Below are 21,288 nucleotides of genomic sequence, written 5' to 3'. Positions count from 1 at the left end.
ACCTGATCAGCCTGTAGATTCCACTGGCGCAGTAGTGGTGCCGATTTAACCCTGTCAATATCGGCTCATGCGGTTCCGACGCATGCGATGGGGTAATCCGTGGTCACCGTTTTCAAGAAATCAGCCCTCCGCCGCGGGCTAGTCCTCGGCCTCGCCTTGAGCACGGCGCTTGGCATTTCGTCGCCGTGCATGGCCGTTGAGGGAAGCGTGGAATCCCCGGCGTTCCGGGGCATCGATCAGTGGGTGCGCACCGTTTATACAGCCAAGGATGGAGCGCCACGCGGGGTCGAAGCCATGGCGCAGGACGCGCGGGGATTCCTGTGGCTGGGCACCAGCGAAGGGTTGTTTCGCTTCGACGGCACGCTCTTTGAACGCAAATTCGCAGACCGATTGCCTGTGGGGACGATCAACGCGCTGTATGGCGCAGACGACGGCTCACTCTGGGTTGGCGGGCACTATGGAGCGGTCAGCCGCATCGCTGCCGATGGCGCCCTGACGACCTGGGGCTCACCGCCATTGCTTCCATCGACCGTGATGTTCATGACGCAGATGCCCGACGGGGTACTGTGGGTGGTCAGCAATTCCGGCGTGCAAAGCTTGTCCCGGGGACACTGGCGGCGTCATGGGCCCGATTCTGACGGTGCCCCACGCGAACTTATCTATCAGGCGTTTCGCGATCCCCATGACCGCCTTTGGGTCGTGACAGCGTTGCGGGCATACCGCCTTGATCCCGGGTCCGCACACTTCGTGCAGGACACGCCGGAAGCCGCCGCGAGCGCCATGGTGGACCGACCTGGCGCCTCGTGGCGGCCCGCGGATATCGTCAATGACGAAGCACGCGATGCCTATGGCGCCCTCTGGATTCCGACAGCACGGGGCATCGTGAGGGCTCATTGGGAGACCGGTGCGACATCGGGAGCCCCTCCTGTCCAGGAGCGGCCGGCCCCAGGCGGCGGCGAGGCGGATGATGAGTCGCGCGCGGCATACCGCGACCGCGCGGGCACCATCTGGGTGGCCACCGGCGGCACCCTCGAACAGTTCCGCCCCGGCAAGATCACCCCCATCCCGCGCTCCGTCGGCACGCGCGATGCCGCGTTTGCCGCTGATTCTTCCGGGCGCCTTTGGATAGGCGCGCGACAGTCCGATGCTCCCTCGACCTACGATGGTCGTCTGACACCGTTGCCGACGATGGGCGGAAGCGTCACCGCGGTGGCAACGGGCCCTGATGGAACGGTCTGGATGGTCGGGTACGGTGGCCTTTATCGCCATATGTCGGGGACTTGGTCGCGCGTGCCATTTTCCCCGAAGCTGGAGGACCCTTCGGCGGTAACCACCCCGTTCAACGGGCTTGCCGTGACGTCGGACGGAGCCCTATGGATGAGCAGCAAGGGGGTCTGGCGGCTGAAGGACGGCATCTGGATGGGCCCCGACGACTTGCGTGGATTGCCCACGGTCGCCGCGTTTCCTACAAGCCTGTATGCGCAGGGCAACACGGTATGGGTGGGGTATACCGGCAATCGAATCGCCAGCGTGGAAGAGCCTGGCTTGGCGGTACGAACGTATGCCACGGCGGATGGGCTGGCCGTGGGGGATGTACTTGCGCTGGCCAATAGCGCGGACGGCCTCTGGGTCGCTGGCGATGCCGCGCTCCAACACTTGCACAGCGGCCGGTTCTCCCAGTTGTCCGGTGTGGGTGGCGAGCATTTTGCGAACATCACCGGCATCGTGGAACGCGAAAACGGAGAGGTTTGGCTCAACGGCGTGCACGGTCTGTTCCGTATCGACGCAGCGGACATGGCGGCGTGGCGTCGCAATCCCGGTCGTCCGGTTCCCTTTGAACTCATGAACGAGCGTGACGGAAGGCCCGGCGCGCCTTCGACCTATCATGTCAACAGCCTCGTTGCCGGAAAGGACGGCCGGCTATGGATTGGCTCCGACCGTGGGATCGCATTCATCGACGCAGACCGGGTCGTTCGTAACCGCCTCGCTCCGGTTATCACGATCGACGCGATAAACGGACAGTCCCCCACGGCAGGATCGTTGGCCCTTGGCCAAGGAATGCACCGCGCGGATATCGCTTTCACGGCACCCGTCCTCGGCGTCCCGGAACGCGCCCGGTTCCGGTACCGTCTGGCCGGGACTGAAACGGCTACGTGGACCACCACGACCGAGCGTCGGGCGACTTTCACCAACCTTGCTCCCGGCGACTATCGCTTCGAGGTCCAGGCGGCCAACGAAGATGGCGTCTGGTCGACGTCCATCGCGCAGGTTCGCTTCTCCATCGCCCCCGAGTTCTACCAGACCTGGTGGTTCCGCGGCCTGTGTATCCTCGCGGCACTTGCGCTCGTCTACGCGGGCTACTTGATGAGAATCAGGCATCTCGGCATCCTGATCTGCGCGCGACTGCTCGAGCGCGAGCGCATCGCGCGTGACTTTCACGACACGATACTGCAGAGCCTTCACGCGGCACTCCTTCGAACGAAGATGGCGACGGATGCGATAACCGACGAAGACGCGCGCGACAAGCTTGAAAAAGCCATGGAAGCGACGCGCGATGCGCTCGTTGAAGGTCGCGAAAAGATCACCGCATTGCGCGGTGACCGGCAATCCCCATCGCTGCTGCCTGAGCGCATAGAGAAGCTGGCAGGCCTCCTCGGCAGCGGCAGCTCGGCACGGTTCTCGCTCGACATCGTCGGGGAGGCCCGCTCGGTGAACCCGGCCGCCGAGGACGATATCCATGCCGTGGTTTCCGAGATGCTGAGCAATGCGTTCCAGCACGCCGAAGCCACGTCCGTGAGTGTCACCGTCGTATTCAAGAAACGCTCGTTGAGCGTCAGCGTGCGTGACGACGGCGTCGGCATGGACGTCAAGCAGGTGAGTCGCAGGGCACAGCGCCCGGGCTGGGGACTCATCGGCATGCAGGAGCGAGCACAACGTCTCGCCAGCAAGTTCACCATCCGCTCCACTCCCGGTGGAGGCACGACCGTTACGCTGTCCGTCCCCGGTCCCATTGCCTATTGGCTTCCACCAGGTACCGTGGCACGCCTCCGCGGGCGCCGATGGGCGCTCTGGTCGTTCGTCGCCCCCGGTTAGGCGCCCGGCGTGCCTCCGTCAGTGGCCCGTGACGGATTACCAGGGAAGCGTCTTGCCCAGATAGGTGATGCCGCGGCTGGCAGTCCTTACGAACTGCTCGGTAGTGAGGTGTCCGGCGGGCCCCCCGAACTTGATGGCGATCAAGACGGCAAACCCGCATCCGCGCGATGGTACGGACAGCTCGTCCATCCGTGAACCGGGAGACTCCATGGACACCAAGCCGTCGCTTCCGTATAGATTGCTATTGCGCCCGGGTCTGATCGATGGCGAGGTGCCCGTCGAACTTGTTCCATCGAATCAGGCCGCGCAACTGCTCTGCCCGACATGCGCGAAGACGTTGCCGCGAAGTGGCATGTCAAGCCGATGCGCGACACCGTTCACGAGGATACTCATAGCGACCGACGGGTCGGCCCTCGGGAACGACGCGACCGCGCTCGGCGTCTCTCTGGCGCGGCTCGCGGCCGTCCCCGTGGTGTTCCTGCATGCGGCGATGCCATGGCGGGGTGGCCGTTGGCTGGCCCGCCTTTTCGCGAACGCCGAAGTGTCCGTCGACCCCGGGTGCGCGGCGCTTGCCGAATGCAACCTCGACCGCGCCCGCGTGCTCGCCATGAACGCCGGCGTCCGTTTCGAGACACGGCTGGCTTACGACCCGCATCCGGATCGCGCCATCCTGCAATGCGTGGCGGATACCGGCTGCGATCTGATCGTGATGGGCTCCCGCAGCGGCCACCTGTCGCGACGTGTCAGCGCACGGGCGACGGTACCGTTGCTGACCTGCCAGAACGGCTGGGGCAGGGAGGCGGCCCATGCGGCGATTTGACCTGCGTCTCCAGGCGACTCCGTGACACGTGAAGGGCAGGGTTGATTCAGATCAAGAGGATAGGCCGGAGCCAGGCGCATGCTTGCACCGTCCAAGTCCGATCGACGTGATCGTGGCGGACGTACGCGGCCGGCTTCCGATCAACGGGTTGCATCCATTTGGCAGGTTGGAAACTCCTCCGGCGACGTGGCTCGATGCGCCGTGTTTCACGCATCTCCAACATGCAGAGGAGAACTAGCCATGCGTTGTCATCGCCGTACTCTCGTCATTTCGTCGTGCCTATCGATAGCGGCCCTCGCCGGTTGCAGCGGATACGTCAAGAAGGCCGATTTCGACTCGACCGTCGTCGAGCTGCGCGCCAACGATCAGAAGCAGCAGCAGGAGATCGATAGCCTTGCCGAGCAGATGCGTCAGCGCTTTGCGGATTACGATGCAAAGATTGCCGCAATGAAGGGCCGCATCCGCGTGGATGTCGCGGCTCACTTCGCATTCAACGATTCCACTCTCCGCGAGGAAGACAAGCCCCTGCTGGATGATTTCGCGAAAGTGGTGTCAGGCAATTTCCCAGAGGCTGTCATCACCGTTGAAGGCTTTGCCGACGCGGCGGGAACCAATGGGTTCAACCTTCGCCTGGGCCATGCCCGAGCGGAAGCGGTGCGCGATTACCTCGTGTCCACCGGCGGTCTGACAGCGGACAAGGTACGCGCCGTGAGCTATGGAGAAGCGCGGAACCGTCAGGTGCTCCCGGGCAAGTGGGGTGACGGCGCCGAACCGAATCGCCGTGTGACGCTCGTGATCGATTACGCCGGCTCGATGGCCAGTGCGGCTGGCGGATGAGCATCGAGGCGTTGACGCCGCCACGACCGCTTCAGCGCGGCGGCACCACACCTCGGGCATGGGCTGCCGTCTAGCGGAAGTGGTGGACGAAGCCTATTTGGAAACCGCCTGGCAGCCAGCCCAGGATGATCGGTGAGTCGCTGCGATGGGCACTCCACAGGCCGATGCCCGTGCCCAGCGCTGCGCCCACCAGCACGTCGCTCTGCCAGTGCCCATGGACCTTCACCCGGGCCACCGCGTCGTAGATCGGCAGCAGCGCCAGCGCGCGGTTGGGGTCGCGGGTCTGCGACGGGCGCTCGCGGCGGAACGTGTACTTCATCGCGGTCGAGGTGACGCCTGTCACCACCATGGAATCGATCGAACGCCAGAACGTGTCGCCCAGCTTGTCGTTGTCACCGAACGCAAGCGCGCCCACGCCCACGGTAAGGATGCTGCCGTAGAGTAGGGCCTTCTGGTTGCTGCGCTTCCATATCCCGCTGTTGTCGTAGGCCACGCGATGGTCGATGCCCAAGGGTCCACCGGAGGCGTGTCCCGCGCCCGGGACCCACAGCTTGCTGGGGCAGTTCGCTGTGTTCGTTCCGGCAAGGAGAGCCTCCAATGTCCCGCCGGTGGCGGCGACGCGAACCGTATAGCTACATGCACGCATCGGCGGCGCCGTCACTCCACCTCCGTGATATCTCTGTCACGAGCGACGCTATTTGCCGTCGCCCCTGCTGGATTGATACGCAGCAGAGTCACTCCATGCCGGGAGATATGTCCCACAAAGGAATTGGAGGAAGGCAAGGTCACGTGTTTCCAGAGGTCATGGACTACGGCGCCTTGCCTGAAGCGGCCGCCAAGACGGTCCCAGCTCAGTGCAGCTTTCGCTTCGGCATTCCCTCTGTTGAAGAAACCGACGACGACCGAACCATCGGCCATGTCGCGCACCAGGACATCCACCTCGCCTTGTTTTTCCAGACGCCGGGCCGGGTTGCCGAGGGGGTCTTGGTCGACCGCGATCACTTCTCGATTGAGAAGGATTTCCTTGGTCGCGGGGTCCATGGTTCGAAGATCGTTACCTGCCAGAAGCGGAGCCGGCAGGATCGACCAGAGACTCATCTGTGTCCGGTATTCATCCGAAGTAATGCCGCCGTTGCCTATCTCGAGCATATCGGGGTCGTTCCAACGCCCCGGGCCTGACCACGGGCCGAGATCCAGTTGACGAAAGCCGCGTTGCGACATGGAGTCCCAGTTGTCGCTGATGTCTGGCGTCGTGCGCCACACGTTGGCGCCCGTCGTGGATCCCCACCGCCAGATGTCGAAATCGCCCGATTGCGAGAGGCTGTAGACGATCGGCCGACCCGTCTCGTGCAGGGCTGCGCCCATTCGCCGGAACAGGGCTTCCTGGTTCTCCCGCGTCACCGGATAGATATCGCGGGCGCCGCAGTAGTCGTACTTGAGATAGTCCACGCCCCATGCAGCGAATGTCCGGGCGTCCTGCACCTCGTGCCCATGGCTGCCGGCGAAGCCAGCACAGGTCGTGTCGCCGGGCGAGGAATAGATGCCCAGCTTGAGACCCCGCGCGTGAACGTAGTCGGCCAGCGCCTTCATGTCCCCGAACTTCGCGTTTGACTGGATCTCACCGGATGGGGCGCGTGAACCTTCCCACGTGTCGTCGACGTTGACGTAAACATAGCCGGCATCGCGCATGCCCGTGGACACCATCGCATCGGCCATGGCGCGTACATCGGCTGCGGTGATTCGGCCAGCGAAATGATTCCAACTGTTCCAGCCCATGGGAGGTGTCCGCGCTAATCCGTTCTTGGGCACGGCTTCGACAGCTGGAACATGGTCCCGTCCCGCCGTGGCCGAGGCGGCTCCGCCAAGTGAGATGGCTACGAGGCTTGCCAGTAGGCGCACCAATCGAAACGAGATCATGCCAAGCTCTCGATAATGTTAACGGGAATGTCGAGTGGTACAGGCCCCCATCGGCCCGTGTGTGATGCGAACGTAGATACGGCCTCACCTAGCACGAGGGATCTCATCGTGGCGAATGGTACGCTCGATGGCTCGGAGTTCTTCGACCGCTTCGCGTTGGAGCATCTGCTCATTCAGAGAGAGCTCTCGTTCACAATAAACGCGTCGGGGTGTGACATCAGTTGTTTAGATGATGAATGGCCGTGACGACCTCCTGGATCTTTGCCACCCAGGCTCCAGGGTTCGCTCCCGGATTACTTATCCTGCGAAATTCAAACACACCGCCGGGCCTGGCAGCCCCTACGTTTTCCGGCGCGATAATCGACTTCGATTCCGCGTCGGTATAGCGATCTTGTGCTCCACCTAGCGCGTCATTCAGAAAAATCACAACGTTCTGGGTGGGGTGAGCCATCCCGAGGCGGTTAAACAGTGGGGAATACATTCGATCATCGGCGTCCGCACTGCGGGTCGCGTTAACCAGGGCACTACGAAAGCTGACGGCGTTGGTTCTTATCCAGGCTTCGCTGTTTGCCGATAAGGTCTGAGTGCGTAGTTGATTGAAGCCCGTGCGCGAAAACAATGCAGTCATATTCTTAGGGTTCAAGTTTCCTCGCCCTCTGTACGCCTTTTTGCCGCCAAGCAAGTAGGAGCAAACTAGTGTAAGGAATCCCAGCACGGACTTTCTTTCTATGGCGATACCGTCGTCAGGATTGTTGGCGACACCATGAACGGTGTTGTAAACGTTCTGTGCGGCTGTGCGCGCGTCGTCGGCGATGTCTTGATGCCTTGCCGTCGAGGACTCCAGACTATCCAGCGATGCATCATCGGCGCCCGTTGCGCCTTCGCTGATCTTTTTATGCAGCTTCCGAACACGATCGGTTCGAATGCCAGCCGTGGCCTGCATGTAGGTCCTCCAGGTGACTTCTGCCCGGTCCGCGTCGTTGAACGTACCGGTGGGGTCATTTCCAAACGGCAAACCGACCATTGCAGGTATGCCTCCTGGAATTGGAAAGCGATGATTTTGCGGCGCGCCGCCGTTGATGGGGTTGTATAAGCCATCAATTCCCGTCCGCACGTGCCCCATTGTCGCGCCTAGTCCTGCGATATTTGCAGTATCAATTGGACTCACGCGTATTTCGAGGATCTGCCGGGGCATGCCGGCGGCTAATAGCCTCTTGTCCGGCACGGCATCGACTGTTACGCCACCGTTCGTCGCCGTATAGATCACCGCTTGAGGGACTGGAGGAATTCCGTGCGGATCGGCTTCCGGGAACGGAATGCGCGCATTGGCCCAATCTTGGCCAGCGGGCCTGAGGCCCGCTGGCATGGCGTCCGCGGGGGCTGTTTGTTGACTCACCGGGATGTTGACCTCCAATTCAAATCCCACCGCGCGCTGCACAACTCCCGCACCGGTAACCGAGTCATTGGAGACCGGGCTTGTTGTCGCGAGTTGAGATACCCCTCCACGCGAAGCGATAGTTCCCATCGTGTCGGCTTCGTGCTCCAACCGTGGATCGTCATTCACCCCGATGCCTGCAAACTGCATGGTCGCTTTCACGCGGCCCTGTCGCTGCTGCACCACATGCCAGGCTTCATGCGGTAGATGCCGCTCCTGACCGCGTCCGAGGTAAATGTCATTTCCTTGCGCATAAGCCTCTGCATGCATTTGCGCAGGCTTGTCGGAGTTGGTATGGACGCGCACTGCGGAGATGTCCATGCCAGAAAGGGCTTCTACCCCGGCCTTGAGTTTGTCGGGCAGTCCAGTCAGGTTGGATGTAGAGCCACCCGGCGCCTGTCGCTGCAAGGGCTGACGAGGGCTGCCTTGCAGCTTGGCTAGAACCTGCCGCTGCGCAATTTGTCGCGTACTGGATTCGAAGTTGACGCCCGACGCTGTAGCAACGCCATCGCGCCGCTCTGCGGCCGGCTCCGATGGGGAGAGGCCCTGCTCGGTTGGCGCGAGGGAGACTCGTTGCTCCATAGATGGCCTTCGACCACTCACCTTTGCTGCGTATCACGATAAGGGCTCTAGCGGGCGCTCGCTATCGGCAAAATGCTGATTTTGACTAGCGCTCTCGGGCGCATGGATGGTTCGCGAAAGGGGATGCATGCCGTGCAGGGAATGTTATATTATAGCGTTCAAGGGTCGCCCCCTATGATTCGACGACCTTTGATACCGCGCTCAGCAAAGCGATTGCGGATTCGAAGGCGTGCCAAGCATCGCCTACAGACCAGACTGCGATGCTTATACCGGACGATTCCTCAGTACCGACTGGCCGGCAAGGAAATGGTAAGGACCACCGCGCGGCCGGAAGTCGAAGGAAATACACCTGGCTTGTCTTCGAAAGGCATCATCAGTCCAGGCGATGCCCAACCGCTGGGGCAGGGCTTCATAAATAACGTGGTGAACGGCGATCGTGTAGGAAAGTATGAAATCGTCGATGGAAGGATCCAGGTGTGCTTGCTCGAGGGAACAATGAGCTTGGATGAGTACAGGGGACTCGAGAAGTCCATCAATGCACAACAAGCTGCCTTGGATGCACAACACCCGTGAATAGATTCCTTGCCTCTATCGCCACCTCACTTCTGCTAGACGCCGGATGCGCTCCGGCGGCGGAGAAGTTCCCGTCGATTTCGGACCTCAATGCCCATCGCGAGGATCACGATGGCGAACGCATGACGTTACGCGGATACCTCGTGTTGGGAGAGGAGCAGCAGTACATCGTGTCCGATCCAAAGTCCTACACGTTGTGGTCGCGCGAGTCGAATTGCCTGAGCCTCTTGAATGCGGACATCGCTATCGAGGACGAGAAGCGATTCAACGGCAAGCTGGTTGAGGTGATGGGGGTGTTTCGGAAGAGCCTCAAGGGGATCATCACCTTGTCGGCGTGCGGAGACAGTGCGATCGATATCGGAAGCGATCCTGGGAAAAACATCGTGATCCTCGACCAGCATCGAGGGTAGCCGCTGATGAGGACGGTGAGGTTCGACTTGGAATGTGTAGCGGAGCGGCTCTTGTCTGGAAAACGAGCCGATTGAGGGCAAGATTGAAATTATCAGGTCTTGTTGGCGGGTATATGCGAGAGCATTGCGTGGCAAGCGTGCGGTGGCGGGTACACAGTGCAGGAGCGCGAGCGAATCCCCTGGGGTCCCAGTTTCGAAAAGCCCGAACCGGGTCGAGACCGCGCGTCGTTCATCATGGACGTTCAGTCCACGGCTCGCGGTTTCGACCCGCATCCCAATGCCGGATCGTTCGGAGGCAGACTCCCAGGTACCCGGCGGCGGCCTTGCGGTTGAGCAGGCAGGAGAGATGAGGCTCCCGGAAGTCTCCAGGGCTCACTAACCACTGGCGGCAACTAGAAACACGACGAGGACGGCCCTGGAGCGGATCATCCTTTATTTCGCATTCTTGGTACTTAAGGAAGGGTGTTGCCCTTGAAAATCCTTTGCTAACAATACCCTTGACTGTGAGACAGCTTAAGGCCGTTGCAACTGCATGATTGCCCCGCCTGTTGCTGACAGGTCGTTAGAGCGCGCAACGGCCGGATACGACGATTGGAGCTGAATCTTCGCAGTGTTGCGTAGGTTATCTATTTATTTGGACACTAGTAACGACGCTTCTGGACCAAAATTGCAGAATTTGTGCATTGCTCAATATAGCTAGGCAAGCAAGGAAATGATAAGGCTGACTCATTACTTGTAGGTCTTACCGTCGACGTGTGAGCTAAGCATGTGGCCCAGAGATCAATATATCGGACCGGGCGGCGGCCGCTACATAGGTCCGGGCGGTGGTCTTTACATTGGCCCTGGCGGCGGCGCATACATCGGGCCAGGTGGAGGCATGTATATCGGGCCAGGTGGAGGGATGTATATCGGGCCGGGCGGAGGGATGTACGCCGGCCCTGGGGGAGGCCTCTACGCCGGTCCGGGTGGCGGGCTCTACACGGGCCCCGGCGGTGGTCTTTACACCGGCCCAGGAGGCGGGTTGTACACGGGTCCAGGAGGCGGCATGTATCGAGGGCCTACTGATCGACCTTACATGAGCAACATACCTCCTTGGGATGTGTTCGTAGAGGCCCTCGAGCAGCGTGGGTTTCATCGGCAAGCTGAGCTGATAAAGCGGAGTCTTGGATAACCACGCGCAATTTCCTCGACAAGGCGAGTTCTCGAGTTCGCTTTGAAGGGCATGCGTTGCGCACGAATAGGAGAGGGGCTGGCGTCGCGCTCGATGACCGGCACAGCGTGGCTATTGCGGGGCGATCGGGAAATCACGGCACGTGCCCGCGCCACAGCTGCCATGGTTCATGGCGGGGGCCAACGTGGAGGCCACGGGTCTGTGCGATGCACGCCATCGCTAGGGCCTCCACTCGTTAAGGAAAAGGTGCGAGAGCCGCTTAGGCGCGTCTCTCGATGAGGCCCGGCGCGTCGCATGTGGTTGCCGCTCAGGAACATGGAGACAGGCTAGACTACCGGCCGGGCGTAGCGCACGGCGGATGACAGGTGGGGTCGATGGGAATTGTACGTGCCATGGAGCGGCCATCTAGCCGCGTCTCATGACTGACATTCGCTTCTCTGTGAGAAACCGATTTAAAGAAGCGTGGAGGCATCTATGCGATGCTGCCGTCGCGTTCCGTCGTATCGTAGTGACCGATGGCGCGCTGGAGACCCTTACGCCAATCCTATTGGATCGCCGGGATTCCAAACGGTATGAGGATGAACTCGAGCGCGCACTGACGGATCCCATGGTGAGGAACATCGCCATTACGGGCGGCTACGGCGCGGGTAAGAGCAGCCTGATTCGTACCTTCAATGAGCGCCATCGCGGCTTCGACTATGCTTACGTGTCGCTGGCCACCTTCCGAAAGGAAGGGAAAATGGTCTCCAGCGCGGACGACAAGGAAGCGCCATCGGCAGACACCGACCTCACGGTGAAGGAACTGGTCGAGCGGATCGAGGAAACGATCGTTCAGCAACTGCTGTATGCGGTTCCTGCCACAAAGCTTCCCCGCACGCGCCTGAAACGCATCATGCAGCCGTCGCGCTTCCGCGCCTTGATCGCTACTGTCCTTCTCGTGGCGGGGGCATTTGCATTGACCCGCCTCTACCTGATCGGCGCATTTCCGCCGCGGACCTCGGAGGTCGAGTGGTTGACCGGCGTTTTGCTGTGGATCCCGTCCTGGCTGGCCCTGGTCACCGTTGTCGGCATTGGCGCATGCGCTATTTACCAAGTTGCTCGCTCGTTGTCGCTGCTCAACATCGACGGCTGGTCAATCAAGGGCGGCACCATCGAGAGCATGCAGCACAGTTCGGTGTTGCACAAAAATGTCGACGAGATCGTTTACTGTTTCCAGAATAGCCGCATTGACGTCGTGGTTGTCGAGGATCTGGACCGCTTTGGCGTGCAGGACGTTTTCTTTCGACTGCGCGAGATCAATGCAATCATCAACGAATCTCCCCAAATTAAGCGGACGGTCCGCTTCATCTACGCCTTGAACGATGAGCTGTTCGCCGGCGGGGAGAAAACGAAATTCTTCGATGTGATTCTCCCCGTCGTTCCGGTGATCAACAAGGAGAATTCACACGCCAAGATGGTCGAGCTGCTCAAGAGGCGTCAACTGAATGGGCAAGATTTTGCCAGTCAAATCGACGACCAGCTGATCGAATCCGTCTGTTTTCGAATCGATGACATGCGGCTTGTGAAGAATATCGTCAATGAGCTTGACGTCTTCGCGCAGATCCTGATGACCGATCTGCGGCTCAACTGGAATAAGCTCTTTGCGATGATCGTGGTGAAGAACCTTCACTCGAACCTGTATTGGCAGCTTACCAAGCGGAGCGGATTTCTCTTCCGCCTCATCACCGGGTATGCCGACTGGCGAGGTCGCCAGACCAGCGCGCTCAAAGAGGCGATCAGTGGCCTCGAAACGACGCTACTCGAGAAGCAGGCTGACGTGGCGCGGAGTCGGCTTGAGCTCCGAATGCTCGCCTGGTACCACGCTGTCCTACGCGCTGATCCTTCCTTCGTGCCGGCCCAGATACAACGCGATGGAGCGAGCTTCAGTCTGAGCGAGTTCATTGAGGACGACGTGTTCGATGGCTTCGCCACATCGAAATCCGCACACTATATTGTGGCTACGAACGGCGCGCGCGCCGGACAGTCTGTGCGCGTGCCGGAGATACTCGAGGAAATGGACTATCTGAGGCGCTATTCCACAATCGTCGCCGACGATGAGGATATCCACGCTGAGTTAAGAGCCAAGCATGCTCAGCTGGCCGACCTGCAGAGTCTCACCCTCGCACGTGGCTTGCGCGAAGGCTACCGTGACGAATTTAGCGATGAGCTAAAGGGGTATGACACGATTAAGTATTTACTGGATGCCGGTCACCTTGACCAGGATTACCCTGATTACTTGGGGCATTTCTACGGGCACTCCATCAGCAGCGAGGACATGGCGCTCGTCCTCGTGCTTCGGCAAGGCGAGGCTTGCGATGTGGCGGCACCTATCGCGGACGCAGAAAAGTTCCTAAAGAAGCTGCGGCTGGAGAACATCGACAAGGGGCGCGGCATCATTGCCGACCTGCTTTCGTACCTCTGCCGCACCTACGTCGACGCCCCGAGCGATGTGACCACGGGCTTCCTGCGCAAGGTGCTTGACGATACTCCAGCGGACATTGCCCGCTTCAGCAGCGCCGTCGATCTGTTGGTCGCTCGGCGGGAGGCCGCTCACCTCGTACGATCGTTGTACGCGCTGAAGTCCACGTTGTTAGTTGCCGTGCTCGGCGCGCGTGGGCCGTCCGAGAGCCTTACTAGCCAGGCGCTCATCGTGGCCGTGCTCGATGAGCTCGATGCAAACGAGATCCAGCGCCTCGATACCGACGATAGCCTGTTGAGTGAGTGCATCGCGGCTTTGTCCGACGTCTCGCTGCTTGTCCCCCATCTTGCGCGCCTCGATCGTGGTTGGCCTTATCTTCAGAAGGCTGGGATGCGTTTCGGGAACCTCGCCGCCGGCACGCCACGCGAGGTGCTGGAGGCGCTAATCGCGGCCGATGCCCTGGCCCCGTCGTTGCCGATGCTGCAGCTCATCTGTTTGGAGGACCAGCACAGCACCGCCGCGGATGCGGCCATTACGGTGACGCGCCTTGTGGAGACCAGCACTGTTTCGGGCATGCAGGATTTCGTTGCGCGCTATCCAGTACCGATCGTCCGCGAACTGCTAAGCCAGCCCGGAAGGATGCCTGAGCGTCCCGACGTGGCGATGCACACCCTCACGGCCATTTCGAGCGACGAGAGCCTGGCGCGGCGATACTTTGAGCGTAGCGAGTGCGCCTTCGCCACCCTCGACGTGATTGATCAACGTTTCTGGGCGAGCGCCCTGGAGGCGGATCGCATTACCGATCGCGCCGGCGCGCTGCGCGCGTTCGAAGCGTGGCGGCGCGAGGGGATTGAGGGCGACGCAGATGGACGGGATGCCGAGGAACTACGGCGCGTGCTCGTGCACTACGCTGTGGACCACGCCGCGGAGATCGCTCTGGCCCTTGGCCGAGATAACCCGGCGGACACGGCAGTTACCGCGTGGATCCTTGCCGAGGATCAGCTGAGCGACGACATGGCGGTGTCCCTGTTGTCGGCGACGACGATTGCCGACCCCATACTGCTGACCGCCGAAGTGACGGATTCACGCTTGGAGCAGATGGCTGGGCACGGAAGACTGGCGATCTCCGAGGCGATCTGGCAAGTTATTATCTCGCGGCCGCTGCCGATTCAGGCGACCTACGCAGCAACGAGATGGGCCCTGATCAGCGGCACCACCCTCGAGGACCAGCTCAGCTTCGCTCTCATCTGTCGGCTCTATCTGGACGCTGTCATGTCGGTGGACGATGCCCTGCGCCTGCTGCAGGCGCAGGACGCCTTGCCCTTTGAGGAGTCGCCGGAGGCGATGGCCACGCTGACGAAGCTAGCGGCGGACGCCGTCGTCGCGAACCTCGTTTTTCCCGGGACGCTGAGCCAGGCCGCGGTACGCGCGGTACAGGAGCTCAGCACGGACAAGGTGCACCTCATGGAGGTGATGGTCCACGCCATTCCCCTCATGAAATGGTCCACGATCTCGGCCATTCTTCGTTCGTGGGACGGCAACTGGCTCAGTTTGCGTCCGGGCAAGAACTTCAGCATTAAGCGCACTACCACAGCGGACGCTATCCTTGCGGCGCTCGCGGCGCGTCAGCTATTTACTCGGTTTGAAGAAGGGGACGACGAGGTCAAAGGGCGGATGCGGCGGAACGTCGCGTGACCAAGCTCAGCGACAGCCACCCCGCGCTTTGCCAGGAGATGCTCCGCTTTCCCGGCGGCATCCATGCCGTCCGCGTCTCGGGTGAGGGCAGCTACGGCGTGATACTGAAGCTTCCGCCGAGCTATATCCTTCCGGCAACGATCCGAAGCCAGCGACAAATCCCCTTTTCGCCGAGCGCCATCTCTACTTCGGCCGGCAGCTCGAGTTGATCGAGATCTTCTGCCTAAAGAATGTGAACATGAACAGCCCAGATTCGAGTACCTCTAAGACCGTTGAACCGACGCTACCGCCCACCACCGCGCCGGCGGAAGGGGAACGCCGCGCTATCCGCGGGTACACCCGTCAATACGGCAGCGCCGCCGCCGCCATCTACCACGGCCTGCAGCGCGGTGACCTTCGCTGGGTAGGCCTGGCCGATCGCTGTGCAGGGATCGCCGACGACGTCGTGCTCGGTTACGACACCGAGGCCATCGGTCACCAGTTCAAGTCCAGTCGCGATCCCGTTGCATTTCGCATCGGCACGCTGCTCACGGGTGCCAACGGATTGCTGCCTGGGCTGGTGCTCGCCTGGCAGGAGTTGAGAGCCAGCTGCCCCGGGCTTCGCATTCGTTTACGGTTGGTGGTCTCGGATACGCCGTCGGATACCGATCGATTCGGGGAAGCGTGTGGCACTACTCGGCAATTCGTTGCCGACTGGCAGGAGCACCCCGAGCGCACGCTGGCACAGTGGCGGACCACGCCTTGGAGCGCATTCATCGACGATTTGCGAATCGCGTCAGGTTTGCCTGATGGCGAATTCGAAGGCTTCTTCCAGCACCTGGAGCTTGTGCATGGCGACGAGCCGGACTTCGCCACGCGCTATGGAATCACCGATCGCACGCAAGCACAGGTCGATCGCATCGCCGAGCGGCTTCCCAATCTGGTCGCTTTAGTGCCGGAGCGCGACCGCTGGAGCCGAGCGGAGTTTTTGCAGGAGATGGGCTGGCGGGATACCGAGCCGCGTCATCGCCACCAGTTCCCCGTCGGTGCGACCGTGCAACGTAACCCAGAAACTGAAGCTCAGCTTCAGAGCGTGATACGTGCCAATGTGTCGGGCTACGCGTCGCTGGTGGGCCCACCTGGCTCGGGCAAGTCCACGCTGCTACAGATAGCCTTAGAAGCCGAGCCGCAGCTGGTGGTCGTACGCTACTTGGCATTTGTTCCTGGTGATGCACAGGGTATCGGCCGCGGCGAGTCCGCTGACTTTCACGAAGACCTGATCGCAGCCTTGCGCAATACCGGCTTGCAGGGGTTACGCTTCCGGCGCGAGTCCGCCCATGATCGCCGCGAGGAACTAGAGACCTTGCTGTGGCAAGCCGGGGAGCGCTATCAGGCCGATGGCTTGCGAACCCTGATCATCGTGGACGGTCTGGACCACGTCCCGCGTGAGGAGCGACCTGAGCGTTCATTCCTCGCGGACCTGCCGCTGCCAACGTCGGTACCCAGTGGCGTACTGTTTGTGTTGGGGACGCAACGCGTCGAACTGTCGGACATTCCCCCAGCGGTGCAGGAGCAGGCGCGATCGCCCGATCGTCTAGTCGAGATGGCGTCGCTGTCCCCGGCCGCAATTGCCGCCCTGGCTGATGCCACCGGCCTGCTGCCCTCGATCTCGCGCACGCGCCTGCGCGAGCTGTCGCAAGGCCACCCGCTGGCCACGCACTACTTGCTACAGGCCCTGCTGGCAGCGGACGACGAGGACACGCGGGAGCGCATCTTGTGCGACGGGTTCGAATACGTCGGCGACATCGACGCGCTGTATCGCGCCGCCCTTCGGGGTCTGGATCAGGAAGCCGAGGTGCTGGACATCCTGGGCTTGATCGCCCGTGCAGAAGCACCACTTGACTTGCGCCAGCTGGAGGGGGCGTACTCGGCCGCCGCCATCGAGCGCGCGTTCGGCCGTGTGCGTCACTTGCTTAGACGGTCGGGCGAGGGCTGGTCGGTCTTCCATAACAGCTTTCGTATGTTCGTGACGCGGTTGGAGCGGATCCGGTATGGGGTACCAGACGCAGAATACTCGACGCGCCTGTATCGCCAGCTGGTAAGCGTTGCCGAGCAGTCCGGTCCGACCTCGCCGCAGCGATTCCTAGTTGCGCGCTATCTGATGCGCGCGGGAGCGCACCAAGAAGCGTTGGCGTTGGCGACGCCTGCGATGCTGCGCGCGCAATATCTTGAGGGGCGGGCGCCGTCGGCCATCCGAGACGACATTCGCCTTGCTTTCCGATCCCTGATGGCCATCGTCGATCCGACAGCCGCCTTCAAGCTCATCCTTGCTTCCGATGAGATGGCTCGACGTTCGGATGCGTTCGACGAACCGGACGATTCGCTAGTCGCGCTGATAGCATTGGGAGAGCTCGAGGCTGCGGAAGACTTCCTGGATGAGGTCGGTGGCGATGGCTATTTGGTCGTGGACGCGTGGTTGGCCCAAGGCAACCTTGATCGGGCGCGCCACCTGTTCGAGCGGATCGAGCCACTGCATGACTTTGGCAGCCAAAAGCACGGCAGCGACCCGATATATCGCCGGGATGAGTTCGCAGACTGGGTAAGCCGAGCAGTCGATTTCCGCTCTCCCAGCGAAATAGTCGCGGGCGTCGAACGCTTCGTGGTCGCTCTGCGTTGCGAGGATCGACCTATTGATGATCCGGACGAGGTGGGGCTGGACTTACGTCGCCGTGCGGCGCTTGCAGCCCTCCGCCGCGAGCCGCTTGCCGACCGCGATGCGCTAATCACGGACTATCGACTTGAGCCGAACGATCGCACCTACTTTGCGGTGCAAGCCGCCCACTATCTACTGCTCGACCCTTCGACCGATCATACAGAGGAGGCGGTCTTCGCGATCGGCGAAGCTGTGTCCGATACCGTCGCGCTCTCGAAGGTGCCGAGGGGGTATCGACGCGGCGCGGCCTTACAGGCCGCCCGTCGAGGTCAGCTTGCTGCGGCCAAGCAGTTGTACAAGTCCTTGACCGCTCCGGCGATCGCCGAACTCAATGACGTAACCGATTACGAGGCCGGTACGTACGTGGCGCGTGCCGTTATGGATCACGCTGAGCTCGCCACGTGGCTGGATGAGTCCGTGCCCGCATCGACGCCGCCCGGCCGAGCGGTCCTGCGTCCACTGCAACAATTCGCCACGGATGTCGGCGCACTAGCTGCATGGACGCGACGTGATCCGATGGGAACGCCGGCCGGGTCGGCCGCCAATCTGTGTGCAGACTTGATGCGCTACGTCGGCCGCGCTGGGACGGGCGGGATTGACGAGCACATCGGGGCGCAATTGCTCGACCGCGCCGCACACGCCTTGTTGCGCTCGATACTCGGCTCTGCCGCACGGATGGGCATCACTGAGCTCACCGCGACTATTCTCGCATTCGATCACGCTCTCGAACAAGCGCCTCCACAAGGCGGTCGCCATGTGCCTCTGCAGTTCTTAATGGCCGAGGCGCTCGCAAGGCTAGGGCAGGATCCGAAAGAGGCCGAACGGCGACTCGACGCGTTGATGATCCTGCGCGAGGAGGACACCCCTAGTCAGTTCCTGGCGAGCACGGCGCGCCTGGCGAACACCTACACGCGCATCGGGCGAACAGCGCGGGCTAGGGAGTTGCTGGCTCAACAGCGCGGTCAGACCTTGGGCTACGCGCTGCGCGCCAAAAAGGATCCCCAATACGCGTTCTGGTCCGAGTTGCTGCAGGCAGCAAATGGCGCCGACCCAGCGGGGCGCGCCCAACGTGTTCGGGTGCTGACGCGGCAAGCGATCGGCATGGGGTCCACCGAGGGACGCGACGCTGCGCACCGGCTGGCGCACGTGTTGGTGATAGAAGCGGCGGCCGAGAGCGCGGCACTGGGCTGGAGCATTGGCCAAGCCTTGCTCGATAACGGGTTGATTGAGTTTCCGGCCATGATAGATGCGCTAATGAAAGGCACGATTTCACGCGATCCGGACCGCCTATCGCCGTGCATCGATGTGTGGGTGGCGCTGTGCCTGCCGTTCCACCGTGCTCCTTACTATCGCGAAAACAAAGAATTCGACTTCCTTCAGCAGGTGATCCGCACGGCAGCAACCGAGCAAGTCGCGACTGTGCGAGATCGGATGATTGAGAACATCGAAATCCACGCGTTAATCGACGTGCGGCCTGATGCACTCCGGGCGTTGCGCACGGCGCTGGTTGCCCGTAGTGAAGACCTCGCGCGTGTGGATGCCGCCTTGCAGCGCCTCTGCAGTGCTCCGCCGATCGCGCGCACGGGCGGAAGCACGCCGTCGCCTTACGACAGGGAGGCGGATATGTTCTCTCTTGCGGTACGCTTGGATGCGGAAGCGCAGGCGGGCGAAATTGGCCACGACGCTTCGCGCGCCTTCCATCGTCTGTTGCCGACCACAGATTTTTCTTCGGCCCTGGCGCTATTCGATCGTCACTCCAAACTGCAAGAGTACGATCGGGCCCGCTTCGACCTAGCCAAGCGCGCGTTGGCGGAAGCGCAAATCGACATTGCTAGGCGCCTGGTGGCCGACTATCCCAGCCGTGACGATCGCGGTGCGCGTTGGTCCTGGGTGTGGGGCGGTAATCTACGCCACTACTTCTCGGTTCGCCTCCAGCTAGAGGGCGAAGGAGTGCACGACATTGCCTACGCCAACTTCGCCGCGGCCTTGGTGTCCGGCGAGGAGCAGGTCAACTCGCTGCTGTGGGATGTCGAAACGATCTTACCGGTGCTCACAGCTTCGCCCGACTGGGTTGCCCTCTGGGCCGCCGTCGAGGAGCAGCTGCCGCATACTCGCGATTACCGGTTGGGTCAGGACGTGCTTGATGGCAGCATTTGCTCGGATGCTCAGGTTGCGGCCCTACTGGTCGAGCGCCTCGTCACCATGCCCGTGGCCGAGCTGAGATGGCATGCCGGCCGGGCTGCCCTTGCCTTGGCAGTCTCTGACCCCTCGGCGTTTGAGACTTTGCTCATGGTCCTGCTCGGGCACGACGATGAGGATGCGATTCTTAGCGGCCTGCAACTGGCACGCAGCGTACCAGGGTTGGAGCCCAACGACGCCTTGACGGCGAGGGTGCTAGCGCTCGCCAAGCACGCCGACTTCGCGGTTCGCATTCTGGCGCGACGCCTCGCCGAACAGTGGGGCGAGGTCGTTCCGCCAGTCACTGCGCCGATGCCCGCTTTCTACAATCTAGCGCTGCCGCCGGTCGGTTCACCATCGCGCATCGAGGTGCTACGCCGCCACCCTTTCGGTCCGCCGCTGGCGTCGGACCCGGCGGCTTGGAGCGCGCCGTTTTCGGCGTTGATTGCTTCTTTGGCCGGGATCGCTGGGTTGAACGAGGATCATGTGCGTCGCCGAGTGCAGCAATTGATCGACGGGTGGGGCGGCGTGGAAGCTTTTGGGCAGCCGGGCATCCGTCGTCTCGAGCAAACCTTGTCGATGCTTGGCTTACAGATGACCTACTTCTTTCCGCATGTTCTCGCCGGCTTGCGTGCGTTAAGGCATATCGCCGGAGAACTTGCCGCCGCCGGCCGTCTTCCCGCTATCCGCGACGATGAATTGCTACGCGAGTTCCACCAGGCGGTGCAGTGGACGCGAACTTCAGTCGATGCTCGTCCGGACTTCGTTGCGCGACCGACATTGCCGCGTGGTTACGGCAACGAGGACGACTGGCTGGACCAGGTTGAGCACGACCTCGAGGAGCAGGTTGGTAAGGATACCGTGTTTGCTGAAATCACCCAGTTCAAGGGGCATTACAGCTCGATGCACTACGAGTGGACTCGCCTGCGCCTATTCGGGGTGCGGATACCGGACACGGGGGATCCGTTAGACTTGGCCGAGGGACTATCCGACGAGGGCACGCCAATGCAGCGCGTGACGCGCGTGGGGCTGGGCGCGCTCCCACGCTGGGAGCTCACCCTAAATCCGGCGTTCGCTGCCGAGATGCAATGGTACACCGACGATGAACGGACCTGGCTTGATAGCAGCGGCGGGGTGATGGCGACCGCATACTGCTGGCGCGACGGTGGGTCAGATGGTGACCTGCACGGTCAAAATCTAGAGGGCGAGGGTGCGGCGATCGTTCTGACTGCGGCGGGTCGCTTACAGTTGGATGCCGTGCTCGGGTCGACGGCGCAGGACGTTATTGCGCGCCGTCAAAAAAAGTCTGGCGGCCAAAGCTCGGAACGCATCGCGCATGCCACGCGGCGAACCGAGCTTGAGCCGGGCGATGAGACTCGCATGCAGTAGCAATGCGAACTGGCGTTGAACCCGTCGGTTGCAGGCGT

11 protein-coding genes are annotated in these 21,288 nt (G+C 61.8%); 8 read left to right on the top strand and 3 right to left on the bottom strand.

What is annotated here, in order from left to right:
- The first annotated feature begins 99 nt into the window (after nt 1-99).
- From J2T07_RS02260 to J2T07_RS02250, 3 genes are all read left to right on the top strand, one after another.
- Nucleotides 100-3,093 (top strand): sensor histidine kinase, encoded by a 2,994-nt coding sequence (locus J2T07_RS02260; protein WP_306846943.1) that lies wholly within the window; start codon nt 100-102, stop codon nt 3,091-3,093.
- A 208-nt stretch (nt 3,094-3,301) separates the two neighbouring features.
- Nucleotides 3,302-3,913, top strand: a complete 612-nt coding sequence (locus J2T07_RS02255; RefSeq protein WP_306846942.1) for a universal stress protein — start codon at nt 3,302-3,304, stop codon at nt 3,911-3,913.
- A gap of 240 nt (nt 3,914-4,153) precedes the next feature.
- A complete protein-coding gene (locus tag J2T07_RS02250) occupies nt 4,154-4,750 on the top strand; it encodes an OmpA family protein (protein ID WP_306846941.1) in 597 nt (198 codons plus the stop codon).
- Between the two features lie 70 nt (nt 4,751-4,820).
- On the opposite strand, the gene J2T07_RS02245 is transcribed toward J2T07_RS02250, so the two are convergent.
- The 3 genes from J2T07_RS02245 to J2T07_RS02235 form a co-directional block, all read right to left on the bottom strand.
- A complete protein-coding gene (locus J2T07_RS02245; protein WP_306846940.1) occupies nt 4,821-5,396 on the bottom strand; it encodes a phosphatase PAP2 family protein in 576 nt (191 codons plus the stop codon).
- A gap of 11 nt (nt 5,397-5,407) precedes the next feature.
- The gene (locus tag J2T07_RS02240) at nt 5,408-6,526 is read right to left on the bottom strand and encodes a glycoside hydrolase family 27 protein (RefSeq protein WP_306846939.1); all 1,119 of its coding nucleotides are present in this window, start codon (nt 6,524-6,526) and stop codon (nt 5,408-5,410) included.
- 358 nt (nt 6,527-6,884) lie between these two features.
- The gene (locus tag J2T07_RS02235; protein WP_306846938.1) at nt 6,885-8,684 is read right to left on the bottom strand and encodes a DUF4157 domain-containing protein; all 1,800 of its coding nucleotides are present in this window, start codon (nt 8,682-8,684) and stop codon (nt 6,885-6,887) included.
- Between the two features lie 354 nt (nt 8,685-9,038).
- Between J2T07_RS02235 and J2T07_RS02230 the strand changes: the two genes are divergently transcribed.
- From J2T07_RS02230 to J2T07_RS02210, 5 genes are all read left to right on the top strand, one after another.
- Complete coding sequence (locus J2T07_RS02230) at nt 9,039-9,257, top strand: hypothetical protein (RefSeq protein ID WP_306846937.1); 219 nt, start codon at nt 9,039-9,041, stop codon at nt 9,255-9,257.
- Nucleotides 9,254-9,667: a hypothetical protein gene (locus J2T07_RS02225; protein ID WP_306846936.1), complete on the top strand. Its 414-nt coding sequence runs from the start codon at nt 9,254-9,256 to the stop codon at nt 9,665-9,667. The genes J2T07_RS02230 and J2T07_RS02225 overlap by 4 nt, the downstream gene beginning before the upstream one ends.
- Before the next feature lie 1,589 nt (nt 9,668-11,256).
- A complete protein-coding gene (locus J2T07_RS02220) occupies nt 11,257-14,991 on the top strand; it encodes a hypothetical protein (protein ID WP_306846935.1) in 3,735 nt (1,244 codons plus the stop codon).
- Nucleotides 14,988-15,200, top strand: a complete 213-nt coding sequence (locus J2T07_RS02215) for a hypothetical protein (protein WP_306846934.1) — start codon at nt 14,988-14,990, stop codon at nt 15,198-15,200. Before J2T07_RS02220 ends, J2T07_RS02215 begins: the two co-directional genes overlap by 4 nt.
- Nucleotides 15,197-21,250 carry an AAA family ATPase gene (locus J2T07_RS02210; RefSeq protein WP_306846933.1) on the top strand — a complete coding sequence of 2,018 codons (6,054 nt, stop codon included), beginning with the start codon at nt 15,197-15,199 and terminating at the stop codon, nt 21,248-21,250. Before J2T07_RS02215 ends, J2T07_RS02210 begins: the two co-directional genes overlap by 4 nt.
- Nucleotides 21,251-21,288: the final 38 nt, after the last annotated feature.

Origin of the sequence: Luteibacter jiangsuensis (assembly GCF_030812295.1) — a bacterium.
Classification (GTDB): domain Bacteria; phylum Pseudomonadota; class Gammaproteobacteria; order Xanthomonadales; family Rhodanobacteraceae; genus Luteibacter; species Luteibacter jiangsuensis_A.
This window is presented reverse-complemented; position numbering and strand designations above follow the sequence as displayed.